Source organism: Sinorhizobium sp. KGO-5, assembly GCF_036245905.1.
Taxonomy (GTDB): Bacteria; Pseudomonadota; Alphaproteobacteria; order Rhizobiales; family Rhizobiaceae; genus Sinorhizobium; species Sinorhizobium meliloti_A.
In genome coordinates this window covers 81,507-94,519 of sequence record NZ_BDIZ01000011.1, presented here as the reverse complement: position 1 = coordinate 94,519, position 13,013 = coordinate 81,507, and the positions used below count along the sequence as shown (strand labels likewise).

The following is a 13,013-nucleotide window of genomic DNA, read 5'->3' as shown; positions in this document are numbered from 1 at the left end:
GGCACCGGCAGGCAACGATCGGCTAGCCGCTTCGGCTCGAGACGCCGAGGGCCGGACCGGGTAGGTTCCGGTCGGCAGGAGGCCGCGAACACCTCCTGATCCTCAGGCCTCACCCTCGTCGAAATAGCTGCAGATCAGAAGAAAAGAGATCCCAGCTAAGATAAACAAATCGAAAAGAGCGAAGTGCTGTATGATCGTGGACATAGTGCTCCTCCTACCCACAAGGGTATCAGAACACAATTTCTGAATTTTTGGAAGAAAATTCTCCGGATGACTTCCGAAGGAGAACTCTATTCTTTAATTTTTATGCGGCGCAACATTTATACTGCGCCGCAAAAGCGAACCGGAAGAGGCGTTTGTTTGCATCCGCCGTCTTGAATACCTATGCCGGCTGGACCGACCTCACGCTGCCGCTGCTGTCCACGATGCAGGTAAACTTGCGACCGGCGGCATCGAGGTCGACGCTGTAGCTCGTCGCATCGAGCTGTCGAGAACTCATCGGCAGGACCTTGGCGCCGCCGGCTTGGGCGACCACGGCATTGGCGCACAAAAGCTGCAGGTCGGCGGGGGCTGTCTGGAGGCTCGTGCGGGCCATTTCCTGAGGTTCCGGGGTCGATTGGCATGCGGCAAGAAGAAAGACCGCAGCCATCACGGACGCTTGAATTGGACGGCTTCCCAATTTACTCGTCGACAAATCCACATCCTCCGGTCTTGGCCTATCGCCCGTATCTTCGCGCTCTCGCCCGTGCGGCCGCGTTTCGGCCGGTCACACGCCCTTATAGAGAGCAGCCCCCTGCATCAGCACGATGACCTTCGCGCCCACGCTGACGCGCGAATGCAGGTCGATAATGTCTTCATTGTTCATTCTTATGCACCCGGAGGAAACGTCCAGCCCGATCGTCCAGGGCTCCACCGTACCATGGATGCGGTAGATCGTATCGTTATCACCTTCGTAAAGGTAGAGCGCGCGAGCGCCTAGCGGATTGTCGGGCCCGCCCGGCATGCCGCCTGCCCATTTTGCCGCGTTCGGATCGCGCGCGACCATCTCGGCCGGCGGCGTCCAGGTCGGCCATTCGGCCGTGCGCCCTACCCGAACGATGCCCGCCCAGCCGAAACCTTCGCGGCCTACACCGATGCCGTAGCGGATCGCCTGACCGCCGGGCTGCACGAGATAGAGGAAATGCTGGTTGCCATCGATGATGATCGTGCCCGGAACTTCTGCCGTGCGGAACGGCACCATCTGCCGGCGAAAGGCCTCGGGAACCTGATTGTTTCGCGCGAAGTACTGTCGCGCTTTCCTCTTGTCGTAGTTCACCCATTTCTTCGTCTTGGAATCGTAGATCTGGGTTTGGGCAAGCGCTGCAAGCGGAACGAGGCAAAGACCGAGGAGAAGCAGCGCCTTGCCGAATTTACGCCGGCCTGCCTGTCTTTTCGAGAGCGTCTGGAGCATCGTCATTTCGCCCATCCGTCGATCCGTTCCGCGTGGCTTTCAACCCATTTCCTGGCGTAGTCCGCAGGCGCCTGCCGCTCGACTTCGAGCGCATAGCTCATCGCCGTCACTTCATCCGGCGAGAAATCTACCTTCTGAAGGAACTGCGCGACTTCCGGATGCTTCTTTGCGAAGGCCGTCGCATAGCCGATCTGAAATTGTCCGGCGTCCCAGGCCGTGGCGGCGCTCGATTTGCTGACCCATAGCGGGTCGTTCGGCGGCGCGATCTTCCATTTCGCCGGGTCGTGAGGCGGCTCCTCGAGTCGGGAGATCTGGTGCAGCTTGAAAACATGGTGCGGAGCATAGCAGTAGAAGACCATCGGGCGCGCGGTCGCGATCGCCGCGTCGACCGCCGCCATCGCCACTTCCTCCTTGGCCTCGACGAGCGTCAAGTTCGCCGCATAGCCGTAGCCCGCCGCCCGCGCCCGTTCGATGCCCGTCGAAAGCCATTCGGTGGCGCCGATCCACATTTCGCCGCGCCCGTCGCCGTCGGTATCCAGTATCTTGGTCTTGGCCGGATCGCCGAGATCCGCGACCGATTTGATCGTCGCAGCCGCTTCCGGCGTGGCGCAAAGCCCCTGCCATGCAGGCACCGCACGCTCGCTGAGCGTCACGACGCCTTTTTCGGTCACGAATTTGCGGACGAGTTCGTCGAAATTCGGCCGCCAAACCTCCGGCTGGATATCGACCTCGCCCTTTTCGAGGCCGATGAAGGCGGTCAGCGTCCCGAGTTCGCGCACCTCCGCCTCGAGGCTGAACTTCTTGGCGATGCCGAGCTTGAGAATGTTCGCGGCTGCCTGTCCGGATGGCCAGGGCGGCATCGCGATCACCAGATCCGCCGCCGCTGCCGGCGCAGCCACGGCCAACGCCAGCGCCGCCGCGCAAAGGAACTCCCGGCCTCTCCTCACAGTGCCCCCCCGAAAAGATTTATCTGAACGTCGTTCCTATGCGAATGCCTGCTGAGCTTTATCTTCCTTGGGGGCACAATGCACGGCTTGCCGAGTCCCGTCAACTTCCGGTTACACCGCATGCATTTCGCCGCTTAACCTATGCGAGCCGGTGCTCACCGTCCGGGACGGTGCGTGACCCACCGAAGTCCCGCCGCCACCGCAATTCCAAGCAGAGGCCATACCGCCCACAATCTCCCCTCCCAGGAAAGGAGATTGACCGCAAGGACCGCAAATCCGGCTGCCCCGAGCAGGGCCAGTCCGCGGTCGAGCCGCGTGGACGTCCATAGGCCACCGAGCATCGCGATCAAGGCCAGCGCAAACAGGGGCCATCTGGCCCAGAACGTTCCCTCCCACGACAGCAGATTTATGGCGACGACCGCCGCTGCGGCTACGGCGAGAACGCCGAAAAGGCGACGGCCGGGCGCTGCGCGTCTTACGATCGTCGCTCGCCCTGCCCCGGTCTCGGCGGCCGGGGTCCCGCGGTCCGGAAGTGCACCCGGCCTCCCCCAGTCGCGGCCCCGTTTTTGCGACACCGCGCCCTCGGCCGTTCCGATCTGGACCACATAACTCGGAACGCCCCCGTCGATGTTCTTGACCGTCAGCGCGCCAAGGAATTCGAAGCCGACGGCCAGCTTGTTGCGAACCTGATCATAGACGGTGCTCGAAATCACGATGCCGCCGGCCGGCGCCGAGGCTTGCAGGCGGGCCGCGATATTGACGCCGTCGCCGTAAAGGTCGTCGCCGTCAGCGATCACATCGCCCAGATTGAGGCCGATGCGATAATCCATCCGCGCCTCGCCTTGCCGCTCGGCATTCAGTCCGGCCAACTCGTTCTGAACGTCTATCGCCGCCCTCACCGCCTCGACCACGCTCGGAAACTCCGCGATCACCCCGTCGCCCCATGTGTTGACCACCCGTCCCTCATGCGCCTCGATCAGGCGCGCCATGGCATCCCGGCTGCGCTTGAGGGCCTGAAGCGTTCCCTCCTCGTCTTTCCCCATCAGGCGCGAATAATCCTGCACGTCGGCGCAGAAAATGGTGGTCAGCTTACGGCGTGTTGGTGACATCGGATTTCGCCCTCGCTCGGAGGCTGGCCGAAGGCCCGCGCCTCGCAGGATAGCGACGCCGTCGCGATTCTCAATGCCGGACGCATCTGCGGCGCGTCACTGCGTGCTTAGAGCACTCCAGGAAAGTGTGTGACGGCTTTGCGTACGGGAGCACCGGCAGCTTGCGGCAAGGAACTGATCGGTCCCTCGGTGGTTTGGAGCCGTGTATCGCATGAAGCGACGAAACTGGAGGTTACAGATGTTGAGAAAAATGTTGGTTGCAGCCGCGATATCCGCCGCTTGCGTGTCCCCAGCCTTTGCCCAGGCCGATATGGTTTGCGACCAGGCAGGCATGACGAAGCTCGAGACTGACGTGGGCCAGATCACCGACACGGGTCGGAAGGAGATGGCGCAGAAGGAACTCGCCATGGCCAAGGAGGCACTGGCGGCGAACGATCAGGAAAAGTGCAAGTCCCATATGGCGAATGCCATGAAGGGTAAGGATCCGATGTAAGCCGCTGCATATGAAGAAGCCGGAGCGTGGGCTCCGGCTTCCCTTTTGTTCATTGCAGGCAGATCTTAGTTTTTCGCCTTGTCGACCAGCTTGTTCTTGCCGATCCAAGGCATCATCGCGCGCAGCTTCGCGCCGACTTCCTCGATCTGGTGAGAGTCGTTGACGCGACGGATACCCTTGAAGCGGGCGGCACCGGAGCGGTATTCCTGCATCCATTCCGAGGTGAACTTGCCGGTCTGGATGTCCTTGAGGACCCGCTTCATCTCGGCCTTGGTCTCTTCGGTGATGATGCGCGGTCCGGTGACGTATTCGCCCCACTCGGCCGTGTTCGAGATCGAGTAGTTCATGTTGGCGATGCCGCCTTCATAGATCAGGTCGACGATCAGCTTCACCTCATGCAAGCACTCGAAATAGGCCATCTCCGGCGCATAACCCGCCTCGACCAGCGTCTCGAAACCGGCGCGGATGAGTTCGACCAGGCCGCCGCAGAGAACGACCTGTTCGCCGAAGAGATCGGTTTCGCACTCTTCCTTGAAGTTGGTCTCGATGATGCCCGAGCGGCCGCCGCCGACGCCGCAGGCGTAGGAGAGAGCGAGATCGAGGGCATTGCCGGAAGCGTCCTGATGAACGGCGACCAGGCAGGGGACGCCGCCGCCCTTCTGGTATTCGCCGCGGACCGTATGACCCGGGCCCTTCGGCGCGATCATTACGACGTCGACCGAGGCCTTCGGCTCGATGAGGCCGAAGTGGACGTTCAGGCCGTGCGCAAAGGCGATTGCCGCGCCGTCGCGGATGTTTCCGGCGATCTCGGCCTTGTAGATGTCGGCCTGCAGCTCGTCCGGCGTCGCCATCATCATCAGGTCGGCCCAGGCGGCAGCTTCGGCAACCGTCATGACCTTGAAGCCGTCCGCTTCGGCCTTCTTTGCCGTGGCGGAACCCGACTTAAGCGCAATGGCGACGTTCTGCGCGCCGGAATCCTTGAGGTTCAGCGCATGGGCGCGGCCCTGGCTGCCGTAGCCGATGATGGCGACCTTCTTCGACTTGATGAGGTTGAGATCGGCATCACGATCGTAATAGACGCGCATCGAATTTTCCTTCCCTTTGCTTGTCCGTTTCGCTTTGGCAGCCGCAGATACGGCCGCCCTACCTTTTCGCGCCGTAGAGCGTGAGAAAGGCGTCGACCGCCCGCTCCGCCCTGCGGCTGAAATCCTTCTTCAGGCTACCCGGCTCCTCGCCGAGAAGCATGCGCAAATGCCAGTCGGAGACGACGAGCCCGTAAAGAGCGCCATAGGCTTCGTCAGCGTTGTCGAAAGCCAGGAGACCGGCCTTGCGGCCCGCTTCGAGCAGCGCTCCCGCCCTGCGTCCGATCTGCCGGCGGCCGCGTTCCTGCAGCATGTGGCCGAGCTTCGAGCCTTCCCGGCTCGCCTGTCCGATCGCCAGCCGGTTGAGCGCCAGCGACACGTCGCCCGCCAGCACGTCGAGAAGGTCCTTGGCGAAAGCGACGAGATGCACCCTCAAGCTGCCCCCGTCCAGCTTTGCGGCGGAGACGTCGAGCGTGCGAACCTTGCTCGCCTGAAAGGCGATCATGGCCGAAAGGAGCCCTTCACGATCGCCGAACCACTTGTAGAGGCTCTCCTTGGAGCAGTTCGCAGCGCGCGCCACTCCCGCCGTCGTCAGCGCCTTTTCGCCCCCGTCGACAAGCAGGCGCAAAGCCTGTTCGAGCACCGCTCCCTGGCGCTCGGTCAGGCCGTTTGCGGCACCTGCCTCTCTTATCGCTCCGACGCTTTGCACTCGCTTCGCCCTATCAGTACCGTACGGTACGGTTCGTGAGGTTTCTAATTGTCAGATCCGGCGACGTCAAGCGGTTTTGGATATCCGGTTCGTTTCAAGCGCAGCCCCGCACAAAAATGGGAGCAACCCACTGGCGGGACTCCGATTTCCGTGCCTGCGTCGCCCCCGCGCCCGCTTTACCGGTGCGCGCCTCCCTACATTACGAAAATATAATGATCTCAAAGCTTTTCGCTGATTGGGTTGATCTTTATGTTGAATGAAGATGCCTGGATAGAGAAAAACGATGAGCAAGACAGCCAAGACGACGGACGAAGCGTCGCGTTCGACACCGTCGAACGTCACCGTCATCCCGGCTCCGGTGATGCCGCCACGCAAAAAGCGCCCGTCGCGCCGCCGCTGGATCTTTGCGCTCCTGGTGCTCGCTATCGTCGGCACGGGCTACTATGCCTGGAGCCGCCAGGGCGCGCAGCCGGCCACCACCATGATCACTCAGGCGGTCACGCGCGGCGACATCGAAGAGAGCGTGACTGCCGTCGGCACGCTGGAGGCGGTCAAATCGGTCGATGCCGGCGCACAGGTCTCCGGCCAGTTGAAGTCGCTGCATGTCGGGATCGGCGACAAGGTCGAACAGAATCAGCTCATCGCCGAGATAGACCCCGCCTCCATCGAGAACAGGATCGAGATCGACGAGGCGGAACTGGCCAATCTTGAAGCGCAGCTCGTCTCGAAGAAGGCCCAGCTCGTATTGAAGCAGGCCAACATCGAGCGTCAACGCAATCTCGTCGCCACGAAAAGCGTTTCGCAATCGACGCTCGACCAGGCCGTCGCCGATCATGCGGCCGCTGGAGCGGATGTGCAGGCGATCGAGGCGCAGATCCGCAAGCAGAAGGCCACCCTTGCCGGGGACCGGGTCGATCTCGGCTATACCAAGATCTATGCTCCGATGGCCGGCACCATCGTCGACGATCCCGCCAAGGAGGGACAGACCCTCAACGCAAACCAGACGACGCCGACGATCGTCACCATCGCCGATCTTTCCACGATGACGGTCAAGGCGCAGGTCTCCGAAGCCGATGTCGGCAAGCTGAGGCTCGGCATGGATGCGTATTTCACCCTTCTCGGACAGCCCGGAAAGCGCTTCACCGGCAAGTTGCGTCAGATCGAGCCGATGCCCGATACCGAGAACAACGTCGTCCTCTACTATGCCCTGTTCGATGTCCCCAATCCCACGGGCGAATTGATGATGTCGATGAGCGCGCAGGTTTTCTTCGTCCAGGCGGCGGCCAAGAATGTGCTGGTCGTCCCGAGCACGGCACTCCGCACCATGGAGGCGGCGGCCTCCGACGGGCCCGCAAGAGCGGAAGTGACCGTCGTCGCGCCGTCCGGTGCGAGGCAGACGCGCACCGTCGGGGTCGGTGTCCGCAACCGGGTGAGCGCCGAAATCCTCCGCGGGCTGGAGGAAGGTGAGAAAGTCGTCGTCGACGCTGCCTCCGCCACGAACGGCAACCGCGGTCCCAATACCAACCGGCGCGGCATGCGCATGCCGCCGATGTTCTGAGCACGCCGATGGCCCCGCTCATTTCACTCCGGGATGTCAGCAAGACCTATTTCAACGGCGACATCGCCGTCGACGTCTTGCACCATGTATCCCTCGACATCGAGGCCGGCGAGTTCGTCGCGATCATCGGCCAGTCCGGTTCCGGCAAGTCGACGCTGATGAACATTCTCGGCTGCCTCGACCAGCCGACCTCGGGCAACTACTTCATCGAAGGCGAAAGCGTCTCCGGCTTCGACAGCGACGCGCTCGCGGCGTTGCGCCGCCGCACCTTCGGCTTCATCTTCCAGTCCTACAATCTGATCCCGACCGCAAGCGCCCGGGAGAATGTCGAGGTACCCGCCGTCTATGCCGGCGTTTCCGCCCGCGACCGGCACGATCGTGCCGAGGCGCTCCTGCAGTCGCTCAAGCTCGGCGAACGGCTCGATCATCGTCCGAACCAGCTTTCCGGTGGCCAGCAGCAGCGCGTCTCGATCGCCCGCGCCCTGATGAATGGAGGCCGCGTCATCCTTGCCGACGAGCCGACCGGCGCGCTCGACAGCCAGAGCGGCGAAGAGGTGATGCGCCTCCTTCGGGATATGAACGAAAACGGCCACACCGTCATCGTCATCACCCATTCGCGCGAGGTCGCCGCACAGGCCGACCGGCTGATCGAGATCAGCGATGGGCGGATCGTTGCCGACCGCTCCAAGAAGGGACGCAGCAATCCCGACGCAGCCATCGGTCTCGCCCAAAGCACGCGTGAGGGCTTCGCGGCGATCGCGGACGTCTCGGAAGCGGTGAAGATGGCACTGCGGGCGCTGCGGGCAAACCTCTTCCGTACGATCCTGACGCTTCTCGGCATCGTCATCGGCGTCGGCTCGGTTGTCGCCATGCTCGCCATCGGCACCGGCGCGCAGAATTCGGTACTCGACCGCATCTCGTCGATGGGGTCGGATCTTCTCGTCGTCCGCCCCAGCATGGCGAATTTCCGCGGCAGCGCCGGCGGGACGAATGTTACCCTCGTGCCGGCAGATGCGGACGCGATCACGGAGCTTGCGAATGTCGCATTCGCCGTCCCGGAAATGACGAGCACCGTGACGCTTCGGCGCGGCAACATCGACTATCAGACGACCGCTAACGGAACGGTGCCGCAGTTCACGGAAGCGAAGTCCTGGAAGATCGGCCGCGGCGAGTTCATCAACCGGAACGACATGGAAACATACGCACCGGTCGCCGTGCTCGGCGAGACCGTCGTCAAGACGCTCTTCCCGGAGGGCTCCGACCCGATCGGTCAATACGTGCTCGTGAACAAAATTCCCTTCCAGGTGATCGGGGTGATGAGCGGGATGGGCGCCAGCGCCGGCGGCAACGATCAGGACGACGTGGTCCTCGTGCCGCTCACGACCGGCAGCATGCGCCTCTTCGGTCAGCGCAACATCCGCACGATCACCGTCAAGGTGCAGGATGCCGCGGCAATAGACCTGACCCAGGAGAGAATTCAGGCACTGCTCAACGAGCGCCACAGGAAGGACGATACCCAGATCACCAACATGTCCTCCGTGCGCGAGGCCTTTACCGAGACTTCGAACACCATGAAGTTCTTCCTGGGATCGGTCGCAGCGATTTCGCTGCTCGTCGGCGGCATCGGCGTGATGAACATCATGCTCGTCAGCGTCAGCGAACGCACACGCGAGATCGGCGTGAGAATGGCGACCGGAGCGCGCGAGCGGGACATACTCGTGCAGTTCATCGTCGAGGCACTGGTCGTTTCCGCGATCGGCGGTGCGATCGGCGTCGTGGCGGGTCTATCGACCGGTTACGCCGCTAAAGCCTTCGGCATGCCCGTCAGCTTCACGCCCGGCCCCGTCGCGCTTGCGTTCGCCTGTGCATTTCTCACCGGCCTGCTCTTCGGCTATCTGCCGGCCAGAAATGCATCGCGCCTCCAGCCGGCGGTGGCCCTCGGCGCGGATTAGATCAATTCCACGCAATACGGGTTTTCCCGCCCTGCAAAAGCGCCCATTCAGTCGAAGTCAGATATTTTGCGCGCCTGCGATCAATTCCCAGCGCTTACCGTTCGACTGGGACTGTCGGGCGAAGTAATTATAAGGAGTGCGTGACCAATCTCTGACCGAGTTGGTCCTGTTGTCGAGCACAAGGTCGCCTTCGCTCGTGCGGACGGTGAGAACCGTGTGGCCCTCCCCGCGATAACGCGCAACCGTGAGTAGCAGAGCCGAGGCCGGCCACCCCCGTTTCAGAAGTTCCCGCTTCTTCAGAATTGCAAAGTCCTCGCAGTCTCCGTAAGCGGTCGGCACGCGCCAGTCATCGTCCTTGCCGACATTTGCGCGGTCGCTGCGTTCACGGATGCTTGCATTGACGGTGCTGTTGATCTGTTTGAGCTCGCTGATCTTTTCCGGGGCGAGAACGACGGCCTTCTTGCCGCCGCCAGTGTTGCAGAGCCGCGGCTCGCGGGCGCAGAAGGATGCGAAGGCCGGCGGCGCGAAGGCCTTGCCGGCGGTCCTCATAGTTGTACCGGCATCGGCAGCCCCAGGGGCCGCGATCAGCAACAAAAAGACTGTCTGCGCAATGAAGCGTTTCACGAGGCGTTCTCCAACGGCGGGCATAAGTCCCCCGGTTCGCCGTAGAGACTAGCTAAGATAGATTAAGCCATGGTTGATAACCCGAAATGAGGCAGTGATATGGCCATCTACTAACAATTCGTAAGTTGACCACAGGTAATTTTAATTCAATTCTAAAAAGTATTTTTAAAGTTAATGTTTTTAGGAGTATAGAAATGAAAAGAATTAATAGATCGATATTTCGGACATTTTTCATACTATCCACGGCCACGATAGGAGCCGTAATCGTTACGACGGATGCGGATGCAGTACAGCGCCAGCGCATGACTGCCCGTCAGTGCAGTCCGCTTTCGGAAGACAACTTCGCGGCATGTTGCGTTGCAATAAACCGGTCGAAGATTCTCACCCCCGCGCAGATTAAGATGTGTCCGCCCCTGACGACGGCGACCATTGGTGCGGGCACCGGACGCCACGATCGCAGTGACTCCACTGCAAGCGGTCCGACGAGAGGCAGCGGCAAGAGCGGTGGCAACAAGGGCGGCGGCGCTGGTGGCGGCGGTGGCGGCGGTGGTGGCGGCGGCGGCGGCGGCGACAACGGCGGCGGTGGTGGTCAGGATCCCGGCAAGGGTGACCAGGATAATGGCAAAGGTGATCAGGACGGCGGTAAGGGCGGCCAGGATAACGGGAAGGGCGGCCAGGACGGCGGCAAGGGCGGCCAGGACAACGGGAAGGGCGGCCAGGACGGCGGCAAGGGCCACCAGGACAACGGGAAGGGCAACCAGGACGGCGGCAAGGGCAACCAGGACGGCGGCAAGGGTAACCAGGACGGCGGCAAGGGCAACCAGGACAACGACAAGGGTAACCAGGACGGCGGCAAGGGTAACCAGGACAACGACAAGGGTAACCAGGACGGCGGCAAGGGTAACCAGGACAACGACAAGGGTAACCAGGACGGCGGCAAGGGTAACCAGGACAACAATAAGGGCGATCAGGACGGCCAAGGCAAAGGCGGGAAGGACAAGGGCGATAAGTAAGCAGCCGCGGCCATGGCCGCGGTGACGGAAGTCCCTGGCATCAGCGAGAACAGCGATCGCGACCGTCGACGGCTTACGGCCGGACAGGGAAAGTGACAAGCCGGGGCGCTTGTCCAGCAACGTCGACGGTAACCCTTGAAGGGCGGCTCCCGCAGGTGCCGCCCTTCCCTTTTGGCAGCGGTGTCGTCAGAGCGGGATCAGGAAGAGTGTGTAAAACTGAAATGATTTGACCCGTGCAGCGACGACAACCTTTCACTAACCCCTGGTCCCGATAATGCCGCCGCAATCGAGGACCGAATCCCATGACCAAGGCAAATTCCAAAAGACGAAAGCGCAGCACGGCCCGCAAGAGCAGCCGGAGCGGTATGGGCCGCTGGTATCTGGCGGCAGCAGTCATCGTCGGCGGGATTGTGGCCTACGAGCACCGGGGGGAGTTAGGACATCTCCCCGGGGCATCGAAGGTGACGGCACTGCTCTCGCACGCCGAGAAACCGTCCGAGAAAAAAGCGCAGGCGAAGATGCCGGCCGAGAAGAAACCGCCAAAAAAGGTGGAACTGGCGACCATTCCGATCCCTTTCCGTCCGAAGGATCAGACCGGGTCGATAGCGCCGAAGTCCGCATTGATCCCGCCTGCACCCGTCGAACTACCGGTTAGGCAGTCTCTCGAACAGGCGAACCTGCGCCCGGCCGAGAGCGGCACCTTCTATTTTTGCGGCATCCGCCATGATAACTGCGTTCTCGACGGCGATACCTTTCTTTACCAGGGCCAGAGAATTCTCATCGCCGATATAGACGCGCCGGAAACGAAGCTCGCGAAATGCGACGAGGAACGGTCGCGCGGCTCTTATGCCAAGGCACGGTTGCGAGAGTTGTTGAATTCGGGAAACTTCGCCCTCGTTGCATCCGAAGCCACCCTGGGCGACGAGCCCGGCAAGCGGCGGCTCGTCGTCAGGAACGGCAGATCCCTCGGAGACATCCTCATATCGGAAGGGCTCGCCAGAAAGCGAACCGGGCACCCACAGTCGTGGTGCGGCCAGTCCACCGCGCGCGTTTCCGGTTGAACCGTGTCGGCCACAGGACGCGGGATTGGAGTTCGCTACCCATAGCGACGGTGATCTGACAGAACCGCATCGATGACCCGCCGCGATTTTTCGATCTCCCGCCGATCGGTGCCCGGCATCTCGGCGGCAACGATCAGGGCCTTCCACAAGGTCCATCCACGGCCACGCGCCCAGGTCTCTTCGTCGAGCGGAAGGGCGTCCCGGAATGCGGCGCGGCTTGTTTCATCGAACATCGTCCAGGAGATCGACAGGTCGCAAGCCGGATCGCCGACGCCGGACGTGCCGAAATCGATCACGGCGCTCAACTGGCCGTTTTCGACCAGGAGGTTGCCGGAGGCGACATCGCCATGGAACCAGACGGGAGCATTGTTCCATGCGGAGCCAAGCGCCGCCTCCCACACCACACGTGCGGTGGCAACGTCGATCCTGCCCTCGAGCGCTTCGAGTGCCCAGCGCGTTTCGTGGTCGTAGACGGCCAAAGGACCGCCTCGGAAGAAATTGTGTTGCCCGGGCGGCGGACCGCTCCGCGCGTCGATCCGTTGCAGCGCAGCCAGGAATTCACCGAGGGTCGTCGCAAAACTGCCGAGGTCGGCGATGGGCGCATGGGTCGCGGTCTCGCCCGGGAGCCATCGATAGACGGACCAATGCCACGGATAGCCCCTGCCCGGCCGCCCGATGGCCAAGGGCGCAGGAATACGCAACGGCAGGTACGGCGCAAGACGAGGCAGCCAGTGCTGCTCCTTTTCCACTTGAAGCGCGTAATGGGCGGCGCTCGGCAACCGCACGTTCATATCGTCGCCCAGATGAAAGGTCCTGTTGTCCCACCCACCGAACTCGACCGGTCTTATCGGCAGGTCAGCCCATTGCGGATACTGCTCGGAAATCAACTGTTCGACGAGAGCTATACTGATTTCGGGCGTTTCGGCGGAAGACATCGAATGTCCGCTTCCCTGATCACGGTGATTGGTAGACTGCCGGGAGGAGCAGGATCGCTTCGATGGCTCAATGAGACGGC

Annotated in this window: 13 protein-coding genes; 5 read left to right on the top strand and 8 right to left on the bottom strand. The window is 62.2% G+C overall.

Going from position 1 to position 13,013, the window contains the following annotated elements; genetic code table 11:
* Positions 1-382: 382 nt before the first annotated feature.
* The 4 genes from BHD07_RS28180 to BHD07_RS28165 all read right to left on the bottom strand — a co-directional run bounded on the left by BHD07_RS28180 (position 383) and on the right by BHD07_RS28165 (position 3,506).
* The gene (locus BHD07_RS28180) at positions 383-649 is read right to left on the bottom strand and encodes a hypothetical protein (RefSeq protein ID WP_018095348.1); all 267 of its coding nucleotides are present in this window, start codon (positions 647-649) and stop codon (positions 383-385) included.
* Positions 650-766: 117 nt separating this feature from the next.
* Positions 767-1,465, bottom strand: coding sequence for a L,D-transpeptidase (locus tag BHD07_RS28175; RefSeq protein ID WP_411926051.1), 699 nt, complete (start codon positions 1,463-1,465; stop codon positions 767-769).
* Positions 1,453-2,397 (bottom strand): ABC transporter substrate-binding protein, encoded by a 945-nt coding sequence (locus tag BHD07_RS28170; RefSeq protein WP_324761959.1) that lies wholly within the window; start codon positions 2,395-2,397, stop codon positions 1,453-1,455. Before BHD07_RS28170 ends, BHD07_RS28175 begins: the two co-directional genes overlap by 13 nt.
* A gap of 155 nt (positions 2,398-2,552) precedes the next feature.
* Positions 2,553-3,506 carry an adenylate/guanylate cyclase domain-containing protein gene (locus BHD07_RS28165; protein WP_338283949.1) on the bottom strand — a complete coding sequence of 318 codons (954 nt, stop codon included), beginning with the start codon at positions 3,504-3,506 and terminating at the stop codon, positions 2,553-2,555.
* Between the two features lie 238 nt (positions 3,507-3,744).
* On the opposite strand from BHD07_RS28165, the gene BHD07_RS28160 reads away from it, so the two are divergent.
* Complete coding sequence (locus BHD07_RS28160; RefSeq protein WP_018095352.1) at positions 3,745-3,999, top strand: hypothetical protein; 255 nt, start codon at positions 3,745-3,747, stop codon at positions 3,997-3,999.
* Between the two features lie 65 nt (positions 4,000-4,064).
* On the opposite strand, the gene ilvC is transcribed toward BHD07_RS28160, so the two are convergent.
* Both ilvC and BHD07_RS28150 read right to left on the bottom strand, forming a co-directional pair.
* Positions 4,065-5,084, bottom strand: coding sequence for a ketol-acid reductoisomerase (gene ilvC / locus BHD07_RS28155; RefSeq protein WP_018095353.1), 1,020 nt, complete (start codon positions 5,082-5,084; stop codon positions 4,065-4,067).
* A 58-nt stretch (positions 5,085-5,142) separates the two neighbouring features.
* The gene (locus tag BHD07_RS28150) at positions 5,143-5,790 is read right to left on the bottom strand and encodes a TetR/AcrR family transcriptional regulator C-terminal domain-containing protein (RefSeq protein ID WP_018095354.1); all 648 of its coding nucleotides are present in this window, start codon (positions 5,788-5,790) and stop codon (positions 5,143-5,145) included.
* 283 nt (positions 5,791-6,073) lie between these two features.
* On the opposite strand from BHD07_RS28150, the gene macA reads away from it, so the two are divergent.
* Entirely contained in the window at positions 6,074-7,348 is a 1,275-nt protein-coding gene (gene macA / locus BHD07_RS28145) for a macrolide transporter subunit MacA (RefSeq protein WP_338283948.1), read from the top strand.
* Between the two features lie 8 nt (positions 7,349-7,356).
* Positions 7,357-9,300, top strand: coding sequence for a MacB family efflux pump subunit (locus BHD07_RS28140; RefSeq protein WP_338283947.1), 1,944 nt, complete (start codon positions 7,357-7,359; stop codon positions 9,298-9,300).
* Positions 9,301-9,357: 57 nt separating this feature from the next.
* Here BHD07_RS28140 and BHD07_RS28135 read toward each other — a convergent pair whose 3' ends face one another.
* Positions 9,358-9,948: a transglutaminase-like cysteine peptidase gene (locus BHD07_RS28135; RefSeq protein WP_100675112.1), complete on the bottom strand. Its 591-nt coding sequence runs from the start codon at positions 9,946-9,948 to the stop codon at positions 9,358-9,360.
* 170 nt (positions 9,949-10,118) lie between these two features.
* On the opposite strand from BHD07_RS28135, the gene BHD07_RS28130 reads away from it, so the two are divergent.
* The gene (locus BHD07_RS28130) at positions 10,119-10,937 is read left to right on the top strand and encodes a hypothetical protein (protein WP_338283946.1); all 819 of its coding nucleotides are present in this window, start codon (positions 10,119-10,121) and stop codon (positions 10,935-10,937) included.
* Between the two features lie 302 nt (positions 10,938-11,239).
* Positions 11,240-11,998 (top strand): thermonuclease family protein, encoded by a 759-nt coding sequence (locus BHD07_RS28125; protein WP_338283945.1) that lies wholly within the window; start codon positions 11,240-11,242, stop codon positions 11,996-11,998.
* Between the two features lie 35 nt (positions 11,999-12,033).
* On the opposite strand, the gene BHD07_RS28120 is transcribed toward BHD07_RS28125, so the two are convergent.
* Positions 12,034-12,933, bottom strand: coding sequence for an aminoglycoside phosphotransferase family protein (locus tag BHD07_RS28120; protein ID WP_338283944.1), 900 nt, complete (start codon positions 12,931-12,933; stop codon positions 12,034-12,036).
* Between the last annotated feature and the right edge of the window lie 80 nt (positions 12,934-13,013).

Excerpts from the sequence above, each read along its gene's own strand:
- BHD07_RS28180 (WP_018095348.1), bottom strand. The coding sequence starts at position 649 with ATGGCTGCGGTCTTTCTTCTTGCCGCATGCCAATCGACCCCGGAACCT.
- BHD07_RS28175 (WP_411926051.1), bottom strand. The coding sequence starts at position 1,465 with ATGGGCGAAATGACGATGCTCCAGACGCTCTCGAAAAGACAGGCAGGC.
- BHD07_RS28165 (WP_338283949.1), bottom strand. The coding sequence starts at position 3,506 with ATGTCACCAACACGCCGTAAGCTGACCACCATTTTCTGCGCCGACGTG.
- BHD07_RS28160 (WP_018095352.1), top strand. The coding sequence starts at position 3,745 with ATGTTGAGAAAAATGTTGGTTGCAGCCGCGATATCCGCCGCTTGCGTG.
- ilvC (WP_018095353.1), bottom strand. The coding sequence starts at position 5,084 with ATGCGCGTCTATTACGATCGTGATGCCGATCTCAACCTCATCAAGTCG.
- macA (WP_338283948.1), top strand. The coding sequence starts at position 6,074 with ATGAGCAAGACAGCCAAGACGACGGACGAAGCGTCGCGTTCGACACCG.
- BHD07_RS28140 (WP_338283947.1), top strand. The coding sequence starts at position 7,357 with ATGGCCCCGCTCATTTCACTCCGGGATGTCAGCAAGACCTATTTCAAC.
- BHD07_RS28135 (WP_100675112.1), bottom strand. The coding sequence starts at position 9,948 with ATGCCCGCCGTTGGAGAACGCCTCGTGAAACGCTTCATTGCGCAGACA.
- BHD07_RS28130 (WP_338283946.1), top strand. The coding sequence starts at position 10,119 with ATGAAAAGAATTAATAGATCGATATTTCGGACATTTTTCATACTATCC.
- BHD07_RS28125 (WP_338283945.1), top strand. The coding sequence starts at position 11,240 with ATGACCAAGGCAAATTCCAAAAGACGAAAGCGCAGCACGGCCCGCAAG.
- BHD07_RS28120 (WP_338283944.1), bottom strand. The coding sequence starts at position 12,933 with ATGTCTTCCGCCGAAACGCCCGAAATCAGTATAGCTCTCGTCGAACAG.